This window comes from Streptomyces deserti (assembly GCF_054782695.1).
This window is the reverse complement of sequence record NZ_BAAGRZ010000029.1, coordinates 53083-70682: the sequence shown is the minus strand read 5'-3', so window position 1 is coordinate 70682 and position 17600 is coordinate 53083. Positions and strand designations below refer to the sequence as shown.

The 17600-nt window shown below is 72.3% G+C and carries 16 protein-coding genes; 11 read left to right on the top strand and 5 right to left on the bottom strand.

Going from position 1 to position 17600, the window contains the following annotated elements:
• Nucleotides 1-25: 25 nt before the first annotated feature.
• Genes ACYVMZ_RS32370 through ACYVMZ_RS32360 form a run of 3 tightly spaced genes read left to right on the top strand, consistent with a single transcriptional unit; the run spans nt 26 to nt 2649 of the window.
• Nucleotides 26-817, top strand: a complete 792-nt coding sequence (locus ACYVMZ_RS32370; RefSeq protein ID WP_461086040.1) for an SDR family oxidoreductase — start codon at nt 26-28, stop codon at nt 815-817.
• Nucleotides 818-838: 21 nt separating this feature from the next.
• Nucleotides 839-1459: a TetR/AcrR family transcriptional regulator gene (locus ACYVMZ_RS32365; protein ID WP_461086038.1), complete on the top strand. Its 621-nt coding sequence runs from the start codon at nt 839-841 to the stop codon at nt 1457-1459.
• A 32-nt stretch (nt 1460-1491) separates the two neighbouring features.
• Nucleotides 1492-2649, top strand: coding sequence for an acetyl-CoA C-acetyltransferase (locus ACYVMZ_RS32360; protein WP_461086036.1), 1158 nt, complete (start codon nt 1492-1494; stop codon nt 2647-2649).
• 22 nt (nt 2650-2671) lie between these two features.
• On the opposite strand, the gene ACYVMZ_RS32355 is transcribed toward ACYVMZ_RS32360, so the two are convergent.
• The 4 genes from ACYVMZ_RS32355 to ACYVMZ_RS32340 all read right to left on the bottom strand — a co-directional run bounded on the left by ACYVMZ_RS32355 (nt 2672) and on the right by ACYVMZ_RS32340 (nt 6226).
• Nucleotides 2672-3736: an NAD(P)H-dependent flavin oxidoreductase gene (locus tag ACYVMZ_RS32355; RefSeq protein WP_461086034.1), complete on the bottom strand. Its 1065-nt coding sequence runs from the start codon at nt 3734-3736 to the stop codon at nt 2672-2674.
• Complete coding sequence (locus tag ACYVMZ_RS32350) at nt 3733-4494, bottom strand: CoA-transferase subunit beta (protein ID WP_461086032.1); 762 nt, start codon at nt 4492-4494, stop codon at nt 3733-3735. Before ACYVMZ_RS32350 ends, ACYVMZ_RS32355 begins: the two co-directional genes overlap by 4 nt.
• Nucleotides 4491-5396 carry a CoA transferase subunit A gene (locus ACYVMZ_RS32345; RefSeq protein WP_461086069.1) on the bottom strand — a complete coding sequence of 302 codons (906 nt, stop codon included), beginning with the start codon at nt 5394-5396 and terminating at the stop codon, nt 4491-4493. Before ACYVMZ_RS32345 ends, ACYVMZ_RS32350 begins: the two co-directional genes overlap by 4 nt.
• A 74-nt stretch (nt 5397-5470) precedes the next feature.
• Complete coding sequence (locus tag ACYVMZ_RS32340; RefSeq protein ID WP_461086029.1) at nt 5471-6226, bottom strand: enoyl-CoA hydratase family protein; 756 nt, start codon at nt 6224-6226, stop codon at nt 5471-5473.
• Nucleotides 6227-6301: 75 nt separating this feature from the next.
• Here ACYVMZ_RS32340 and ACYVMZ_RS32335 point away from each other — a divergent pair, with 75 nt between their 5' ends.
• The 4 genes from ACYVMZ_RS32335 to ACYVMZ_RS32320 all read left to right on the top strand — a co-directional run bounded on the left by ACYVMZ_RS32335 (nt 6302) and on the right by ACYVMZ_RS32320 (nt 10150).
• Entirely contained in the window at nt 6302-7081 is a 780-nt protein-coding gene (locus ACYVMZ_RS32335) for an SDR family oxidoreductase (protein ID WP_461086027.1), read from the top strand.
• A 33-nt stretch (nt 7082-7114) separates the two neighbouring features.
• Nucleotides 7115-8023, top strand: a complete 909-nt coding sequence (locus tag ACYVMZ_RS32330) for an SDR family oxidoreductase (RefSeq protein WP_461086025.1) — start codon at nt 7115-7117, stop codon at nt 8021-8023.
• A gap of 160 nt (nt 8024-8183) precedes the next feature.
• Nucleotides 8184-9485, top strand: coding sequence for a cytochrome P450 (locus ACYVMZ_RS32325; protein WP_461086067.1), 1302 nt, complete (start codon nt 8184-8186; stop codon nt 9483-9485).
• A gap of 116 nt (nt 9486-9601) precedes the next feature.
• Nucleotides 9602-10150 (top strand): tellurite resistance TerB family protein, encoded by a 549-nt coding sequence (locus ACYVMZ_RS32320; protein ID WP_461086023.1) that lies wholly within the window; start codon nt 9602-9604, stop codon nt 10148-10150.
• A gap of 134 nt (nt 10151-10284) precedes the next feature.
• On the opposite strand, the gene ACYVMZ_RS32315 is transcribed toward ACYVMZ_RS32320, so the two are convergent.
• Nucleotides 10285-10698 (bottom strand): nuclear transport factor 2 family protein, encoded by a 414-nt coding sequence (locus ACYVMZ_RS32315; protein ID WP_461086022.1) that lies wholly within the window; start codon nt 10696-10698, stop codon nt 10285-10287.
• Nucleotides 10699-11077: 379 nt separating this feature from the next.
• On the opposite strand from ACYVMZ_RS32315, the gene ACYVMZ_RS32310 reads away from it, so the two are divergent.
• From ACYVMZ_RS32310 to ACYVMZ_RS32295, 4 genes are all read left to right on the top strand, one after another.
• Nucleotides 11078-14452 (top strand): pyruvate carboxylase, encoded by a 3375-nt coding sequence (locus ACYVMZ_RS32310; protein WP_461086020.1) that lies wholly within the window; start codon nt 11078-11080, stop codon nt 14450-14452.
• Between the two features lie 149 nt (nt 14453-14601).
• Nucleotides 14602-15432 carry a PP2C family protein-serine/threonine phosphatase gene (locus ACYVMZ_RS32305; protein WP_461086018.1) on the top strand — a complete coding sequence of 277 codons (831 nt, stop codon included), beginning with the start codon at nt 14602-14604 and terminating at the stop codon, nt 15430-15432.
• A gap of 50 nt (nt 15433-15482) precedes the next feature.
• Complete coding sequence (locus ACYVMZ_RS32300; protein ID WP_461086016.1) at nt 15483-16481, top strand: MASE1 domain-containing protein; 999 nt, start codon at nt 15483-15485, stop codon at nt 16479-16481.
• A gap of 167 nt (nt 16482-16648) precedes the next feature.
• Nucleotides 16649-17521 carry an oxygenase MpaB family protein gene (locus ACYVMZ_RS32295; RefSeq protein WP_461086065.1) on the top strand — a complete coding sequence of 291 codons (873 nt, stop codon included), beginning with the start codon at nt 16649-16651 and terminating at the stop codon, nt 17519-17521.
• The last annotated feature ends 79 nt before the right edge of the window (nt 17522-17600 follow it).

Genomic DNA, 17600 nt, shown 5'->3' with positions numbered 1-17600 from the left:
GGCCACGGGCCGGGGAGTACCGCCCATGACCGCGCCGAACGCCCGCCCGCCCTACGTCCCCGGGCACGCGCTGCTCCAGGGCCGTACCGCCGTCATCACCGCCGCCGCGGGCGCCGGGATCGGTGGGGCCACGGCGCGGCGGCTGCTGGAGGAGGGCGCGTCCGTGCTGCTCTCCGACGCCCACGCACGCAGGCTGAAGGAGGCGCAGGCCGAACTGGCCGCGGAGTTCGGCGCCGACCGGGTCACCGCCCTGCCGTGCGACGTGACCGACGAGACGCAGGTCGCCGCCCTGTTCGACACCGCGGAGGAGTGGTACGGCCGACTGGACATCGTCGTGAACAACGCCGGCCTCGGCGGCACGGCCGCTCTCGTCGACATGACCGACGACCAGTGGGCGAGGGTCGTCGACGTGACGCTGAACGGCACCTTCCGTTGCACCCGCGCCGCGTTGCGCCGCATGCGGTCCGCCGGCACGGGCGTCATCGTCAACAACGCCTCCGTCGTCGGCTGGCGCGCCCAGCAGGGGCAGGCGCACTACGCCGCCGCCAAAGCGGGCGTGATGGCCCTGACCCGCTGCGCGGCGCTGGAGGCCGCCGGGTTCGGGGTACGGGTCAACGCCGTGGCGCCCAGCCTCGCCCTGCACCCGCATCTGGTGAAGGTGACCACCCCCGAGCTGCTGGAGGAGCTGACCGCCCGCGAGGCCTTCGGCCGGTACGCCGAGCCGTGGGAGGTGGCCAACGTCATCGTGTTCCTCGCCAGCGACTACTCCTCGTACATGACCGGCGAGGTCGTCTCCGTCAGCAGCCAGCACGCATGATCCGACAGGGACAATGACCCGATGCCGAACAGCAACGACAGCAAGAAGTCCGCTGTGGCCCCGCCGCCCGCGCGGCGGAGCGAGATCCTCGCCACGGCCGCCCAGGTGTTCGCCGCCCACGGCTACCGGGCCACCACGGTCCGCCGGATCGCCGACGAGGCCGGGATGCTCGCGGGCAGCCTGTACTACCACTTCGACTCCAAGGACTCGATGCTCGACGAGATCCTCTCGTCCTTCCTGGACGAGTTGTGGGCCCGCTACGACGCCGTGCTCGCCGCGCGGCTCGGGCCCCGCGAGACCCTCGAAGCCCTGGTGACGGAGTCCTTCCGGGAGATCGACCGGCATCAGCCCGCGGTCGCCATCTACCAGAAGGAGGCCAGACACCTGCAGACCCAGCCGCGCTTCGCCTACCTCGCCGACTCCCAGGTGAGGTTCGAGAAGCTCTGGCTGGAGACGCTGGAACGCGGCGTGGCCGCCCAGGTCTTCCGGCCCGACCTCGACGTCCGGCTCACCTACCGGTTCCTGCGCGACACCGTGTGGGTCGCCGCGTCCTGGTACCGGCCGGACGGACAGCACAGCCCGGAGGAGATCGCCCGCCAGTACCTGTCGGTGGTGCTGCAGGGCATCGCGCTCCGGGACTGACCCCTCAACGCAGCGATCGCCAAGGAGTGGCCATGGCGGAGGCATACATCGTCGAAGCGGTACGCACGCCGGTCGGCAAGCGCGGGGGCGGCCTGGCCGGGGTCCACCCGGCCGACCTGGGCGCGCATGTGCTCAGGGCGCTGATGGAGCGCTCCGGCGTCGACCCGGCGGCCGTCGAGGACGTCGTCCTCGGCTGCCTGGACACCGTCGGCCCGCAGGCCGGCGACATCGCCCGCACCTGCTGGCTGACGGCCGGGCTGCCGGAGGAGGTGCCCGGTGTGACCGTGGACCGCCAGTGCGGCTCGTCCCAGCAGGCGCTGCACTTCGCCGCCCAGGGGGTGCTCTCCGGCACGCAGGACCTGGTGGTGGCCGGTGGCGTGCAGAACATGTCGATGATCCCGATCGCCTTCGCCAGCAGGCAGGCCGCCGAACCCCTGGGCCTGACCGAGGGACCGTTCGCCGGCTCGGAGGGCTGGCGGGCCCGGTACGGCAACCGGCCCGTCAACCAGTTCCACGGAGCCGAGCTCATCGCCCACAAGTGGGACATCTCCCGCCGGGACATGGAGGAGTGGGCGCTGCGCTCGCACCAGCGGGCGGTGCGCGCCATCGACGAGGGCCGCTTCGACCGCGAACTCGTCCCGTACGGTGACGTGACGGCCGACGAGGGACCGCGCCGGGACACCTCGCTGGAGAAGATGGCAGGACTGAAGCCGGTGATCGAGGGCGGTCTGCTGACGGCCGCCGTCTCCTCCCAGGTCTCCGATGGCGCGTCGGCCATGCTCCTCGCGAGCGAACGGGCCGTACGCGAGCACGGATTGACACCCCGCGCCCGCGTCCACCACCTGTCCGTACGCGGTGAGGACCCGATCCGCATGCTGTCCGCGCCGATCCCCGCCACGGCGTACGCCCTGAAGAAAGCCGGGATGACCCTCGACGCCATCGATCTCGTGGAGATCAACGAGGCGTTCGCGCCGGTCGTCCTGGCCTGGATCAAGGAGACGGGCGCGGACCCGGAGAAGGTCAACGTCAACGGCGGCGCCATCGCCCTCGGCCACCCGCTCGGCGCGACCGGCACCAAGCTGATGACCACGCTGCTGCACGAACTGGAGCGCACCGGCGGCCGCTACGGCCTGCAGACCATGTGCGAGGGCGGCGGCCAGGCCAACGTCACCATCGTCGAACGGCTGTGAGCCGGCGCTGCTCCCGTGGGCCTCAGCCCGCGTGGGGCAGCCGCCGCAGTGTCGCGTGCGCCTCAGCCATGATCCGGTCGACGAGCTCGGCACAGGACGGCAGGTCGTCGATCAGCCCGGCGACCTGCCCGCAGGCCAGCACACCGAGGTCCGTACGGCCGTCGACCAACGCGGACTTGAGCAGCATCGGGGTGCTGGCGGCCAGCAGGACCTGGCCCCAGGTCAGTTCCCCGCCGTGCTTCATGGCCAGGCCGTCGCGGACCATCCGCGCCCAGCTCAGGCCGGTCTCGCGTCGGAAGGCGGCGGCGTGGCGGACGGCCCGCAGCAGCGCGGCCGCCCGACCGGAGCGCTCCAGCCCGTCGACCAGGCCGGTGCGCAGCATGCGGTGCGGAAGGCCGTCGACCTTGGTGGTGACGGTGACGTCGTGGACGGTCGCGGCCAGGTACCGGGCCTTCACGGCGTCCGGAACCGTGCTGTCGGAGGTGAGCAGGAAGCGGGTGCCCATGGCGATGCCGCAGGCGCCGTAGGCCAGCGCGGCGACCAGGCCGCGCCCGTCGTGGAAGCCGCCCGCCGCGACCACCGGAATGCCCACGGCGTCCACGACCTGGGGGAGCAGCACGGTCGTGGCGACGCTGCCGGTGTGGCCGCCGCCCTCCCCGCCCTGCACCACGACCGCGTCGGCGCCCCAGGCGGCGACCTTCTCGGCGTGCCGCCGGGCGCCGACGGACGGGATCACCACCACCCCGGCGTCCCTCAGCCGCGCGATCAGTTCGCGGGAGGGGGCGAGCGCGAACGAGGCGACCCTCACGCCCTCGTCGATGATGATCCGCACACGTTCGGCGGCGTCACCCGCGTCCGCCCGCAGATTGACCCCGAAGGGCGCGTCCGTCCGGGACCTGACCTCACGGACGGCGGAGCGGAGCTGCTCGACGCTCATGGTGGCCGAGCCGAGGATCCCGAGCGCCCCCGCGTTCGCGGTCGCCGAGACCAGGCGCGGGCCCGCCACCCATCCCATCCCGGTCTGCACGAGGGGATGCCGCACCCCGGCCAGCTTCGTCAGCGGCGTGGCGATCGTGACGTCGCTCATGCGGGGACCTCCCGCTCCCGCAGCCCCTGCGGGTCGATGACGTCCCGGATCAGCCTCAGCTCCTCGGCGGTGGGCTCGCGCGTGTACGGCACCTCGTCGGGGACGGTGAGCGTGAAGCCGGTGGCTTCGGCGACCTGCCGGACCGTGACACCGGGGTGCAGCGACCGCAGCCCCATGGTGCGGTCCGGGGTCTCGAAATCGAAGACGCCCAGGTCGGTGACGACGTCGGCGATGCGGTGGTAGCGGGTGGCGGCGGGGCCGGCCTCGGCGGCGCGGTCGTAGCCGACTCCGCTCACCATGTCCACGCGGTCCACGAACACCCGGCGCGAGTGCTTCGGGACCCAGTAACTGGTCGGGTTGTTGAGGGTGTTGACCGGCGCGCCGCGCACGCCCAGCAACTGCCGCGTCGGCCGCCCCCACTCACCGATGCAGGAGATGTTCTGGTTGCCGTGGCGGTCGAGCTGGCTCGCGCCCATCATCACGTGCCGCCGCCCGGTGGCGACCAGGGCGAGATGCTGCCGGTACGGCAGCCAGCCCTCCACCACCCCGGCCGGTTCGCCGACGGCCGGTACGTCGCCGATGAGCAGGGCCTCGCCGTCGGTCAGCAACAGCTCGGGGGAGAAGGTCAGCCTGGCCAGCCGGGCGCCGATCGTCGGTACGGTGCCCATGGGACTGGCCAGGACCTCTCCCGCGTCCCGCCAGACCTCGGCGCAGGCCACCACGCAGTACTCGGCCCGGGTCGCCGTCACCCTCCTCATCGCGACTCCTCGTGGTGGAACGCCGCCACCGCGTCCTGGTATGCGGCCTCGTCGCCGGACAGGAACCGCTCGGTGAAGGCGGCCCAGGCCTCGGGGTCGCGGGCGGCCCGGGCGTAGGCCCGCTGGAACGTCTCGTCGCGATCGTGGTCCGGGGCGCAGGAGGTGAAGTGCGCGCCGTTCGGGGTCTCGACGACGCCGGTCACGAACGGCCGCTTGACCAGCAGGGTCTGCGGCCCGGCGGCCTCGAGCAGGTCCGCGGTGTCCACGACGCGCTCGCAGGAGAGGTAGGCGGCGTCGGCGGCCTGGCAGAACAGGTCGTCGAAGTACGGGTCCGGGCCGAGGTACTGACCGTTGCCGTGCGCGTCGGCCCGGTTGAGGTGCACCAGGGCCGCGTCCAGGCGCAGGGCCGGTACGGCGACGAGCTCCTCGCCGTCCTCGTACGGCGAAGTGACCGTGCGCAGGGAGCGGTTGACCCGCATCACGTCCGAGCCGAGCCCGGCGCGGATCGGCAGGAACGGCAGCCGGTGGGCGGCGGCGGTCAGCCCCCACATGACCATGGCCTCGTCCAGCTCCGTCAGCTCGAAGGCGCCGCGCTGCCGTGCGGCGGTGAAGTGCGGTTCGAGGGGGATCGAGTCCAGCGTGGCGAAGGCTGTGACCAGCCTGCGGATCTTTCCGGCGGTGGCGAGCAGGCCGACGTCCGGGCCGCCGTACGACACGACGGTCAGGTCCGTGACGTCCGAGCGGAGCAGCGCACGCACCAGCGCCATCGGTTTGCGCCGCGAACCCCAGCCGCCGATGCCGAGGGTCATGCCGCTCTCCAGGCGGCCCACCACGTCGTCGGCGGTCATCGTCTTGTCGCCGCGCGTCGGTGTAGGGCCGCGCAGAGGTGTATGGCCGCGCATCGTCGTATGGCCGCCCGTGGGCGTGTGGCCGCCCGTGGTCGTCCGGCCGCTGGCGCTCATCGTCGTATGGGCGCTCATGAGCGCCGCTCCTCGTGCGTGCCGAAGGTGTCACGGACGCGGCGGCCGACACCGCTGAGGTCGGCCTCGAAGGTGAAGCCCTGCTCGAAGCGGTAGCTACGGCGCACGTCGACCGGGTCGATGCCGTTGATCGCGGCCTTGGCCAGACGGATCAGGCCGCCGTCCTTCGCGGCGATCTCGCCGGCCAACTCCAGGGCCGCATCCAGCAGTTGGTCCCGGGGAACGACCCGCCACACGGACCCGTGCCGCTGGAGCTCCTGCGCGGTGACGGTGCGGGCCGTGTAGTAGAGCACCCGCATCAGGTGCTGGGGGACCAGCCGGGCCAGATGGGTCGCCGCGCCGAGTGCGCCCCGGTCCAGCTCCGGCAGGCCGAAGACGGCGTCCTCGCTGGCCACCACGGCGTCGGCGTTGCCCACCAGGCCGACGCCGCCGCCCAGGCAGAAGCCCTGCACCGCCGCGACGACCGGGACCTGGCAGTCGTAGACGGCGGCGAACGCCTCCGAGCAGCCCCGGTTGGCGGCGATGAGAGCCTCCGGACCGACGGCGCGCTGCAGTTCCTTGATGTCGACACCGGCGTTGAAGCCGTGGCCGGCCGCGGTGAGGACCACGCAGCGCACCTTCGGGTCGGCCCCCGCGGTCCGTACGGCTGCCGCCAGGTCGTACCAGCCCTGTGCGGGAAGGGCGTTGACCGGAGGGAAGTCCACCGTGACGACGGCGGCACCGTCCTTCGGGGCAGAGGTGGAGACACCCATGAGGCCATCAGCTACCTTTCAATCAAACGTTTGTTAGGGACGGTAGCAGCGGACTCGGTGCCCGGGGAGGTGCTGATGGCAGTGGACCTGGACCTGTCCGGCCGTGTCGCCGTCGTCACGGGCGGCACCCGCGGTGTGGGGGCGGGCATCACCCGCGCCCTGCTCGAAGCCGGCGCCGAGGTCGTCACCTGCGCCAGACGGGCCCCCGACCGGCCCGTCGAATCGGCGGGGCGCACGGCCCGCTTCCTGCCCGTGGATTTGCGCGACGCGGAGGCGGTCGACGCGTTCTTCGCCCGCGTGCGCGGCGACTACGGCCGCCTGGACACCCTGGTCAACAACGCCGGGGGAACCCCGTACCGGATGCTCGGCGACGGCGGCCCCGGGCGGCACGCCCGGGTCGTCGAGCTGAACCTCCTCGCGCCCCTGACCGCCTCGCTCGCCGCCTACGAGGTGATGCGCGGCCGGCGCGACGGCGGATCGATCGTGATGATCGGCAGCGTCAGCGGAAGCCGGCCCTCACCGGGTTCCGCGGCGTACGGAGCCGCCAAGGCGGGCCTGGAGCACCTCGCCCGCACCATGGCCGTGGAATGGGCGCCCCGCGTACGGGTCAACACGCTCGTCCTCGGCATGGTCCGCACCGAACTGTCGCACCTGCACTACGGGGACGCGGACGGCGTCGCCGCCGTCGGCCGCACCGTACCGCTGGGTCGCCTCGCCGACCCCCGTGAGATCGGCGACGCCTGCGTCTTCCTCGCCTCCGACCGCGCCGCGTACATCAGCGGCGCCAGCCTGCTGGTCCACGGCGGCGGGGAGCGGCCCGCCTTCCTCGACGCGGCCGCCACCGCCCGCACCTGACGGCACCTCACCTGACCGAAAGGAGCGCCCACCATGACGGGACTGTGCACCGGACGCGTCGTCGCCGTGACCGGGTCGGGCCGCGGACTCGGCCGTGCGCACGCCCTCGCCTTCGCCTCCGAAGGCGCGAAGGTCGTCGTCAACGACCTCGGCGTCGGCCTCGACGGCACGGGTGCCACCGCCGGGCCCGCCCAGCAGGTCGTCGACGAGATCCGCGCACGCGGCGGCGAGGCCGTCGCGCACTACGGCGACATCGCCACCGCCGAGGGCGCGGCCTCGCTCATCACGACCGCGCTGGGGACCTTCGGCCGGCTCGACACCCTGGTCAACAACGCCGGGTTCCTGCGCGACCGCATGCTCGTCAACCTCTCCGAGGACGACTGGGACGCGGTCATGCGGGTGCACCTCAAGGGCCACTTCCTGCCGCTGAAGCACGCCTCGGCGTACTGGCGCGCCGAGGCGAAGGCCGGCCGCGGGCCCGAGGCCCGCGTGATCAACACCGGTTCCGGTGCGGGGCTGCTGGGCAGCGTCGGCCAGGGCAACTACTCCGCCGCCAAGGCGGGCATCGCCGCGCTCACCCTGGTCGCCGCCGCCGAACTGGCCCGCTACGGCGTCCACGTCAACGCCATCGCCCCCGCCGCCCGCACCCGCATGACCGAGCAGACCTTCGCCGCCGCCATGGCCGCCCCCGCGGACGATGGATTCGACGCCATGGCCCCCGAGAACGTCTCCCCGCTCGTCGTCTGGCTGGGCTCCGCGGCCTCGAACGGAGTGACCGGACGCGTCTTCGAGGTGGAGGCGGGCGGGATCACGGTGATGGAGGGCTGGCGCCCGGGCCCGACCGCCGACAAAGGCGCGCGGTGGACGCCTGCCGAGGCGGGGGAGACCGCCCTGAAGCTGCTCGCCGAGTCCGAAGCCCCGCGGCCGGTCCACGGAACGTGACAGGGCCGCCGTCGGCCGGAGCGCATCGGCGGGGGACCGGCAACGGCATCGGCTCCGCCACGCCGACACGGACGTACGTCGTGATCCCGCGCACAGACGAGCAGAGGGCCGGGTGTCCCCGTGTTAGCGTCCGGCCGTGACTTCCCCGGCTCTGGACGCAATGGCACCTGGTTCCCGAGGCGAGGGTCGCGGCCCCGTGGTCGTTCCCGGCCTGTCCGATGCCGGCGACCCGCTGCGCGGGCTCGACCTGTTCGGTGACGGCTTCGTACGCGATCCCCACCCCTGGCTGGACGCCCTGCGCTCCGACTCTCCCGTGCACCACGATCCGGTGACGGGGCTCTGGCTGGTGAGCCGCCACCGTGACGTGCGCCGGGTGCTGCTCGACCCGGACATGTTCCGTCCGGACAACGCCCAGCATGCCGTGACGCCGCTGCCCGTCGCCGTGCTGCGGGTCCTCGCCAAGGCCGGTTTCAGCCTCGCGCCCGCGCTGGCCAACAACGGCACGGCCAGTCACCCGGGGCTGCGCCGGGTGGTCACCCGGTTCTTCAACGCCGAGCGCGTCGCCGCCGCCGTCCCTGTGATCGAGCGCATCGCCGGAGAACTGCTCGACGCGGTGCGGGAAGACATCGACGGCGACGGCCGCTGCGATCTGTTCCCCTCCTTCGCCCAGCTTCTTCCGTGCCGGGTGCTGATGGAACTCCTGGGCATCCGAGGCATCGAACCGGCCACCCTCATCCGCTGGAGCGACGCCTCACTGGAACTCTTCTGGGGCGCGCCCGCCCTGGACCGGCAACTGGAGCTGGCGGAGCTGGCCGGGGAGTTCCACCAGTGGCTGACCGAGACGGTCCGCAGCTCCACGGCAGCTCCTCCGGGTTCCTTCATCGGATCCCTGGCCGACCACCGGCTCCCCGACGGCGAACCCCTCGACCTGGCGACCGCTGTCGGTGCCTGCTTCTTCGTCTTCATCGCGGGACAGTCCACCACCGGACAGCTCATCTCCACGGTGCTGCGGCGTGCGCTGACCGAGCCCGGCCTGTGGCCGCGCGCGGCCTACGAGCCGGGTCTGGCCGGGGCCTGGGTCGAGGAGGTGCTGCGGCGGGAGCCGCCGGTGACGACCTGGCGCCGGATCACCGCTCGACCGGTGGAGCTGGGCGGGGCCCAGCTGCCCGCGGGCGCCCAGCTGCTGCTGATGCTCATGGGAACCGGCTCCGACCCGGAGGTCTTTCCCGCCCCGGAGCGGATGTGCCCGCACCGGGAGAACATCCGTCACCATCTGGCCTTCGGCGTCGGCCGCCACCGCTGCCCGGGCGCGTCCCTGGCCCGCACGGAGGCGGCCGTGGCGCTCCGTGAGGTCTCCCGCCGACTGCCGGGCGCACGGCTCGCGCCGCACACCCAGGACGTACCGATACTGGGACTGCTCTCCTTCCGGGCACCTCTGAGCGTCTTGATCGAGCAACGCTGAACCACGCACCACGGCTGCAGCGGAACTTCATCGAGGTGTGCGAACGTTGTCCTGGTGGCACACCGTTCGGGTGTGACCTGACGGACGAGTGACGACGCGCACGACGAGAGGCACCCATGGCGATCTGGGACCGGATCAAGGAACAGGCCAAGGGCCTGCAGCAGTCGCAGAGCCCGCGCGGCTCTGCGGGCGCGGGGCACGGCGGCCGGCCGTCCGGCGGCGGGTCACGCGCCCAGTTGGTGGGTGTTTTGAAGTCACAACTGGGCTCCCTCAAGGCCGAGTTGAAGAGCGGCGCCTACCGTGACGCAAGCATGGCGATGTGCGCGCTGGTAGCGGCAGCGGACGGCAATGTCGACCCTGCCGAGAGGCAGCACGTCGAGTCGACGATTCTGCAGAACGACGTCCTGCAGAACTTCCCGCCGGAGCAGTTGCGCGAGCGGTTCAACCGGCATGTGAACCAGCTCATGAGCAACTTCCCGGTCGGCAAGAGCGAAGCGCTGCAGGTCTTGGCCAAGGCCGCGAAGAACCCGACCGAGGCCAGAGCGGTGATCCAGACGGGCATCGTCATCGCCGGAGCCGACGGCCACTTCTCCCAGGCCGAGGCGTCCGTCATCAGGGAGGCATGCACCGCACTGGGCGTTTCGCCCGCCGAGTTCGGCCTGTGAGCCCCAGGACCGCCAGGGAGCAGGACGCGGGCGAGTGACAGAAGGCAGGAGTGCCGGGGCCGCGGGCTACGGCCGGTGGCCCCGGCACTGCCCGCCGGGTCTAGGCCTGGCGTCCACGGCGCCGCATCGACCAGTCAGGCGGGGGCCGCTGCCGTGACGTGGGTGAGCACACACACCCAGCGGCCGTCGCGTCTGACGAACACATCGGTGGTCCACTCGTCGGCGTCGAAGCGGCGCCCCAGATAGTGGGCCGTGTTCGTCACCCGGCCGGTGAAGACCGCGGCATCGCCATGGACGCGGATCCTGGCCTCGCCGACGACCTGCATCGCCGAGTGAGTCAGCCGGCCCGACTCGACGAGCGAAAGAAAATGCTCCCTGGAACCGATGCCCGACTCGGAGACGATGACCCAGTCGTCCGCCATGAAACGGGCGATCCGGGCGGCATCGTTGGAGACGATCGCCGCCGCCCAGTCCTTCGCCACGGCGGCGAGCAGGGCATGATCCGCACCGTCCGAGTCGTTCGCGGCCGTACTCGCGTTGTCGCTCACGGCGGGAGCGTAGCCAAGACGCGTTCACACGCCGACCGGGTGACCGGCCGCGTCTGGGACGTCTTCGTCCGGCCCGCCGCCGTGGCGCCGCTGATCAGGGTCGGCCGGCTGCTCGACGACGTGGCGGACCGCAAGGAGGTGTGCGTCTGTCCGGCGACCACAGTCGGCGACACCGCCCTGCGCCCGTACCACACCGTCGACAACGACCTCCCGGTCGAGGTGACCAGGCCGGTTGACGGAGACCTGGTCCGCTCGACGTCGAGGGGCAGAGGGCCGCCCCCGCGTCGGCGCCGTCCGCGTGAGTGGCCCGGCTCACATGGCGCGCCGCACACATGGCCGACACCATGGTGCGGGTCACCGGCAGGCGAAGGGATCCAGGATGTTCCGCAAGGTACTGGTCGCCAACCGTGGTGAGATCGCGATTCGCGCGTTCCGCGCCGGCTATGAGCTGGGCGCGCGAACCGTCGCCGTCTTCCCGCACGAGGACCGCAACTCACTGCACCGGCTGAAGGCCGACGAGGCCTATGAGATCGGCCAGCCGGGCCACCCGGTGCGGGCGTATCTCTCCGTCGAGGAGATCGTCCGCGCGGCACGCCGGGCGGGAGCGGACGCCGTGTATCCGGGCTACGGCTTCCTGTCGGAGAACCCCGACCTGGCGCGCGCCTGCGAGGAGGCGGGCATCACCTTCGTCGGGCCGAGCGCACAGACGCTCGAACTGACCGGGAACAAGGCGCGCGCGGTGGCCGCCGCCCGCGCGGCCGGCGTACCGGTGCTCGGGTCCTCGGCGCCCTCCAGCGACGTGGACGAACTGGTCCGCGCCGCCGAGGACGTCGGTTTCCCGGTGTTCGTCAAGGCGGTCGCCGGCGGAGGCGGGCGCGGTATGCGCCGCGTCGAGGAGCCCGCGCAGTTGCGCGAGTCCATCGAGGCGGCGGCCCGCGAGGCCGCGTCCGCGTTCGGCGACCCGACCGTGTTCCTGGAGAAGGCCGTCGTCGAGCCCCGTCACATCGAGGTGCAGATCCTCGCCGACGGGCAGGGCGACGTCATCCATCTCTTCGAACGGGACTGCTCGGTGCAGCGCCGTCACCAGAAGGTCATCGAGCTGGCGCCCGCGCCCAACCTCGACCCGGCGCTGCGCGAGCGGATCTGCGCGGACGCCGTACGGTTCGCCCGGGAGATCGGCTACCGCAACGCGGGCACCGTGGAGTTCCTGCTCGACCGCGACGGCAACCACGTGTTCATCGAGATGAACCCGCGCATCCAGGTCGAGCACACGGTGACCGAGGAGGTCACCGACGTCGACCTCGTGCAGGCGCAGCTGCGCATCGCCTCCGGCGAGACACTCGCAGACCTCGGGCTGTCCCAGGAGACGGTCACCCTGCGCGGCGCCGCACTGCAGTGCCGTATCACCACCGAGGACCCGGCCAACGGCTTCCGCCCGGACACCGGCCGGATCAGCGCCTACCGCTCACCCGGCGGCTCGGGCATCCGCCTCGACGGCGGCACCACCCACGCCGGTACGGAGATCAGCGCGCACTTCGACTCCATGCTGGTCAAACTGACCTGCCGGGGCCGCGACTTCCAGGCCGCGATCGGCCGCGCCCGGCGCGCCGTCGCCGAGTTCCGCATCCGCGGCGTGGCCACCAACATCCCCTTCCTGCAAGCGGTCCTCGACGACCCGGACTTCCGGGCCGGGCGGGTCACCACGTCCTTCATCGAACAGCGCCCGCACCTGCTGACCGCCCGCCACTCCGCCGACCGCGGCACCAAGCTCCTCACCTACCTCGCCGACGTCACGGTCAACAAGCCGCACGGCGAACGGCCCGACCTGATCGACCCGGTCACCAAACTGCCGCCGCTGCCCGCCACCGAACCGCCCGCCGGATCCCGGCAGCGGCTCGTCGAACTCGGCCCGGACGGCTTCGCCCGCTGGCTGCGCGAGTCACCGACCATCGGCGTCACCGACACCACGTTCCGCGACGCCCACCAGTCACTGCTCGCCACCCGCGTGCGCACCAAGGACCTGCTCGCCGTCGCCCCGGTGGTGGCCCGGACCCTGCCGGAGCTGTTGTCCCTGGAGTGCTGGGGCGGCGCCACCTACGACGTCGCGCTCCGCTTCCTCGCCGAGGACCCGTGGGAGCGCCTGGCCGCCCTGCGCGAGGCCGTCCCCAACGTCTGCCTGCAGATGCTGCTGCGCGGCCGCAACACCGTCGGCTACACCCCGTACCCGACCGAGGTGACCGACGCCTTCGTCCAGGAGGCAGCGGCCACCGGCATCGACATCTTCCGCATCTTCGACGCCCTCAACGACGTCGAGCAGATGCGGCCCGCCATCGAGGCCGTACGCGAGACCGGAACGGCGATCGCCGAGGTCGCCCTGTGCTACACCGCCGACCTGTCCGACCCGTCGGAGCGGCTGTACACCCTCGACTACTACCTGCGCCTGGCCGAGCAGATCGTCGCCGCCGGCGCCCACGTCCTGGCCGTCAAGGACATGGCGGGCCTGCTGCGCGCCCCGGCCGCGGCGCGGCTCGTATCGGCGCTGCGCCGCGAGTTCGACCTTCCCGTCCACCTCCACACCCACGACACCGCGGGCGGCCAGCTCGCCACCTACCTCGCCGCGATCCAGGCGGGCGCGGACGCGGTGGACGGCGCGGTGGCGTCCATGGCGGGCACGACGTCACAGCCGTCGCTGTCGGCGATCGTCGCCGCCACCGACCACTCCGAGCGGCCCACCGGACTGGACCTCCAGGCCGTCGGCGACCTGGAGCCCTACTGGGAGAGCGTCCGCAAGATCTACGCGCCCTTCGAGGCGGGCCTGGCCTCGCCCACCGGACGCGTCTACCACCACGAGATCCCCGGCGGCCAGCTCTCCAACCTGCGCACCCAGGCCATCGCGCTCGGCCTCGGCGACCGCTTCGAGGAGATCGAGGCGATGTACGCCGCCGCCGACCGGATGCTCGGCCGCCTGGTGAAGGTGACCCCGTCGTCGAAGGTGGTCGGCGACCTCGCCCTGCACCTGGTCGGCGCCGGGGTGGCGCCGGAGGAGTTCGAGGCGACGCCGGACCGGTTCGACATCCCCGACTCGGTCATCGGCTTCCTGCGCGGCGAGCTGGGCAACCCGCCCGGCGGCTGGCCGGAGCCGTTCCGCAGCAAGGCCCTGCAGGGCCGCGCCGACCCCAAGCCCCCGCAGGAGCTCACCGCGGAGGACCGTACGGGACTGGCGAAGGACCGGCGCGCCACCCTGAACCGGCTGCTGTTCCCCGGGCCGACCCGCGAGTTCGAGACACACCGGCAGACCTACGGCGACACCAGCGTGCTGGACAGCAAGGACTTCTTCTACGGCCTGCGCCCGGGGAAGGAGTACGCCGTCGACCTCGAACCCGGCGTGCGGCTCCTCATCGAGCTGGAAGCCGTCGGCGAGGCCGACGAACGCGGCATGCGCACCGTGATGTCCACCCTCAACGGCCAACTGCGACCCATCCAGGTCCGCGACAGGGCGGCCGCCTCCGACGTCCCCGTCACCGAGAAGGCCGACCGGGCCAACCCCGGCCATGTCGCCGCACCGTTCGCCGGGGTCGTCACGCTCGCGGTCGCCGAGGGTGACGAGGTGGCGGCCGGGGCCACGGTGGCCACCATCGAGGCGATGAAGATGGAGGCCGCGATCACCGCCCCGAAGGCCGGGAGCGTGTCCAGGCTGGCCATCAACCGGATCCAGCAGGTCGAGGGCGGTGACCTCCTCGTCGAGCTCGCCTGAGTCACCCCAGGCGGCATGGCCCGTCGGCACCGACCGAGGCGGATACGAGGGATCCCCTCACCGGTTGCTTCCCGTGAGCTGCTCGCCCGAGTAAGGTAAAATGTGGTGATTTGACGTACGTAGGACAACTGCCCCGGCCGGAGTGATCAATGTCCCGCAGGCGCCCGACCGACGACGGTGACGAGCTCCTCACCAGACTCGGAGCGCTGACCGCGCAGGCACGGGAACGCGCGGAGCTGCAGCGGTCACGGGTCGAGCTGGCCGTCGCCCTGCAACGCGGCATGCTGCCCCGAAGCATGCCGACGGCCCACCGCTTCCGCCTGGCAGTCGAGTACGCGCCCGCCTGCCACGGTCTGAGCGTGGGCGGCGACTGGTACGACGCGTTCACCATGCCCGACGGCTGCATCGGGCTGTCCATCGGCGACGTACAGGGCCACAACATCGAGGCGGCGGCCTTCATGGGGCAGGTGCGCGTCGGGCTGCGCGCGCTTGCCTCCGTCACCGGTCAGCCGGGGGAACTCCTCGCCCGCACCAACGACCTGCTGCTGTCCCTGGGCACCGATCTGTTCGCCACGTGCACCTTCATCCGGCTCGACCCGTCGACGGGAGTGCTGGAGAGCGCGCGGGCCGGGCACATACCCTTCGTCTGGGCCACGGCGGACGGCAGATCCGGTCTCGCCGACGACGAGGGCGGGCCGCCCCTCGGAGTGCTGACCGGGATCGAGTACCCGGTGGTCCGGCACCAGCTGACGGCAGGCGGGGTGTGCGTGCTGGTCACCGACGGTGTGGTGGAAGGCCCGTCGCTGAGCCTCGACGAAGGGCTCGACCAGGTCGTGCGCCTCGCGGGCGCCGCCGCCGTCGCGGGCATGGAGGCAGGCGCACTGGCCACCGCGGTGATCGAAGGCGCCGAGCGGGTGGGGCACGCGGACGACGCGGCGGTGCTGGTCGTCGGCCACGACAGGCCGGGCACTCAGCCATAGGGCGGGATGCGCCCTCTCCCGCCTCGCCGACCGGGCGTCATCGGTGTCTGATGGCTGCTGTGGTGCGTACCCAGGATCTGAGCCGAGCGGTCGTCTACGGCCTCCAGACGCTGGCCGTCGCCGCCTGCTACTACGCGGCCGGACGACTGGGACTCCTGCGCCGGCTCACGGTCGGGGACGCGGTGTTCACACCCCTCTGGCCGCCCACGGGCGTCGCGGTGGCCGCCCTGCTCATCTTCGGGATGCGCTGCTGGCCCGGTATCACGCTGGGTGCCCTCCTCGTCGTCCTGTCCCTCACCCCCCTCCGGCCCGCGGTGATCGGCAACCTCGTCGGGAACACGGCCGCCCCGGTCTGCGCCTGTCTGATGCTGCGCAAGGTGGGATTCCGCACCGACCTCAGCCGCTTACGGGACGGTCTCGCACTGGTGTTCCTGGGGGCTCTGGCAGCGATGCTGATCAGTTCGACGGTGGGCGTCGGTCTGCTCGTCCTCACCGGCAAGCTGGCCGCGGACGGTTTCTGGCCGGTCTGGCTGGCCTGGTGGGTGGGCGACGCGATGGGTGTCCTGCTCGTCACCCCGGCACTCCTCCTGCTGCGCAGGGCGCGCTGGCCGAACCTGGCCCGGTGGAAGGAGGCAGTGGGCGTGGCCCTCGTGGCCGGCAGCCTCGTACCGCTGACCACGCACAGCGGCATGAGCCTGCTGTTCCTCGTCTATCCCCTGCTGATCTGGGCGGCTCTGCGTTTCCAGCTGGCGGGCAGCGTGCTGTGCGCCCTGCTCGCCTCCGTCCTGGCCACTGTCGCGGCCACGGACGGAAGCGGCCCGTTCGGAGGGCTGTCGCACACCGAGGTGATGATCAAGCTCCAGGCCTTCAACGGCTCGATGGCGCTGACCGCTCTGCTCCTGTCGGCTGTGATCACCGAACAGCTCAACACCCGGCGTTCCGTGGAGCGGGCCTGCGAGGAGTTGGTCGAGGTCCTGGAACACCTCACCGCGGGGGAGCCCCCGCCCGGCCCCGCACCGACGGACGGCGACGGCCCAGGAGAGCGGTGACCGGCCGGGGACACCGGCTCGGACGGACGCCGGCCGCCTTATGGGGATACCTTGGTGCGGTTCGGGATGCCTTGGTGCGGATCGGGATGCCTCCGTCCGGGCTACGGGGGCACACGTACCACCAGGAGGACGACCGGCCATCGTACGGGCAGGAGGACGCCATGTCCATGAGACTTCTGCCGGAAGGCGGCCCTGCGCTGCGCGACTGGCTCGGCAAGGAGATCTTCTCCCGGGTCGCCGGGCGGCAGGGCCCCGGCAACCGCGCGCGCATCCACGGCACGCCCGGCCCACGCTGGTTCGGCCCCGAGCGGCCCATCAGGAGGGTGCACGGGGATGCCGCGATGTTCATCGGCGGCCTGTCCGCCCTGCTGTTCCAGTCGCTCCATCCCCTGGCCATGGCCGCCGTGGCCGGACACTCGGGGTTCCGCTCAGATCCCTGGGGGCGGCTGCAGCGGACCAGCACGTTCCTGGCCGTCACCACCTACGGCCCGGCGGAACACGCTCAGCAGGCCTGCGACCGGGTGCGCGCCGTGCACGAGACGGTACGCGGCACGACCCCCGACGGACAGGTCTACTCCGCCGCCGACCCGCACCTGCTGTGCTGGGTGCACATCGCGGAAGTCGACAGTTTCCTGCGCGCCCACCAGCGCTACGGTGCGCATCCCCTGGACGACGAGGGATGCGACGCCTATGTGGCCGACATGGCGCGCATCGCCACCGCGCTCGGCGTCCTCGACCCGCCGACGAACCAGGCCGAGCTCGCCGTGCGCCTGGCCGCCTACCGCGGAGAACTGCGCGCCACCGCGGAGGCGCGCCGCGCCGCGCGCTTCCTGCTGCTGAACCCGCCCGTCCCGTTCCTCGCACGGCTCCCGTACGGCGTCATCGCCGCCAACGCCGTTTCCCTCCTGCCGGTCTGGGCCTCGCGTGCCCTGTGGCTGCCCCGGATCCCCCCGGCCGAGGGTTTGTGCGTCCGCCCACTCGGCACGGCCGTGACCGCGGGGATCCGCTGGGCGCTGACACCGCCTCGCGGCGCGGCCTAGTGCCGCGGGGCGGTGCTGCTGGTGCGGCCCCAGGGCCTGTTCGGACGGGCGGCGGTGGAGCGCGCATGAGCACGATCAC

Excerpts from the sequence above, each read along its gene's own strand:
- ACYVMZ_RS32370 (WP_461086040.1), top strand. The coding sequence starts at position 26 with ATGACCGCGCCGAACGCCCGCCCGCCCTACGTCCCCGGGCACGCGCTG.
- ACYVMZ_RS32365 (WP_461086038.1), top strand. The coding sequence starts at position 839 with ATGCCGAACAGCAACGACAGCAAGAAGTCCGCTGTGGCCCCGCCGCCC.
- ACYVMZ_RS32360 (WP_461086036.1), top strand. The coding sequence starts at position 1,492 with ATGGCGGAGGCATACATCGTCGAAGCGGTACGCACGCCGGTCGGCAAG.
- ACYVMZ_RS32355 (WP_461086034.1), bottom strand. The coding sequence starts at position 3,736 with ATGAGCGACGTCACGATCGCCACGCCGCTGACGAAGCTGGCCGGGGTG.
- ACYVMZ_RS32350 (WP_461086032.1), bottom strand. The coding sequence starts at position 4,494 with ATGAGGAGGGTGACGGCGACCCGGGCCGAGTACTGCGTGGTGGCCTGC.
- ACYVMZ_RS32345 (WP_461086069.1), bottom strand. The coding sequence starts at position 5,396 with ATGCGCGGCCATACACCTCTGCGCGGCCCTACACCGACGCGCGGCGAC.
- ACYVMZ_RS32340 (WP_461086029.1), bottom strand. The coding sequence starts at position 6,226 with ATGGGTGTCTCCACCTCTGCCCCGAAGGACGGTGCCGCCGTCGTCACG.
- ACYVMZ_RS32335 (WP_461086027.1), top strand. The coding sequence starts at position 6,302 with ATGGCAGTGGACCTGGACCTGTCCGGCCGTGTCGCCGTCGTCACGGGC.
- ACYVMZ_RS32330 (WP_461086025.1), top strand. The coding sequence starts at position 7,115 with ATGACGGGACTGTGCACCGGACGCGTCGTCGCCGTGACCGGGTCGGGC.
- ACYVMZ_RS32325 (WP_461086067.1), top strand. The coding sequence starts at position 8,184 with ATGGCACCTGGTTCCCGAGGCGAGGGTCGCGGCCCCGTGGTCGTTCCC.
- ACYVMZ_RS32320 (WP_461086023.1), top strand. The coding sequence starts at position 9,602 with ATGGCGATCTGGGACCGGATCAAGGAACAGGCCAAGGGCCTGCAGCAG.
- ACYVMZ_RS32310 (WP_461086020.1), top strand. The coding sequence starts at position 11,078 with ATGTTCCGCAAGGTACTGGTCGCCAACCGTGGTGAGATCGCGATTCGC.
- ACYVMZ_RS32305 (WP_461086018.1), top strand. The coding sequence starts at position 14,602 with ATGTCCCGCAGGCGCCCGACCGACGACGGTGACGAGCTCCTCACCAGA.
- ACYVMZ_RS32300 (WP_461086016.1), top strand. The coding sequence starts at position 15,483 with ATGGCTGCTGTGGTGCGTACCCAGGATCTGAGCCGAGCGGTCGTCTAC.
- ACYVMZ_RS32295 (WP_461086065.1), top strand. The coding sequence starts at position 16,649 with ATGAGACTTCTGCCGGAAGGCGGCCCTGCGCTGCGCGACTGGCTCGGC.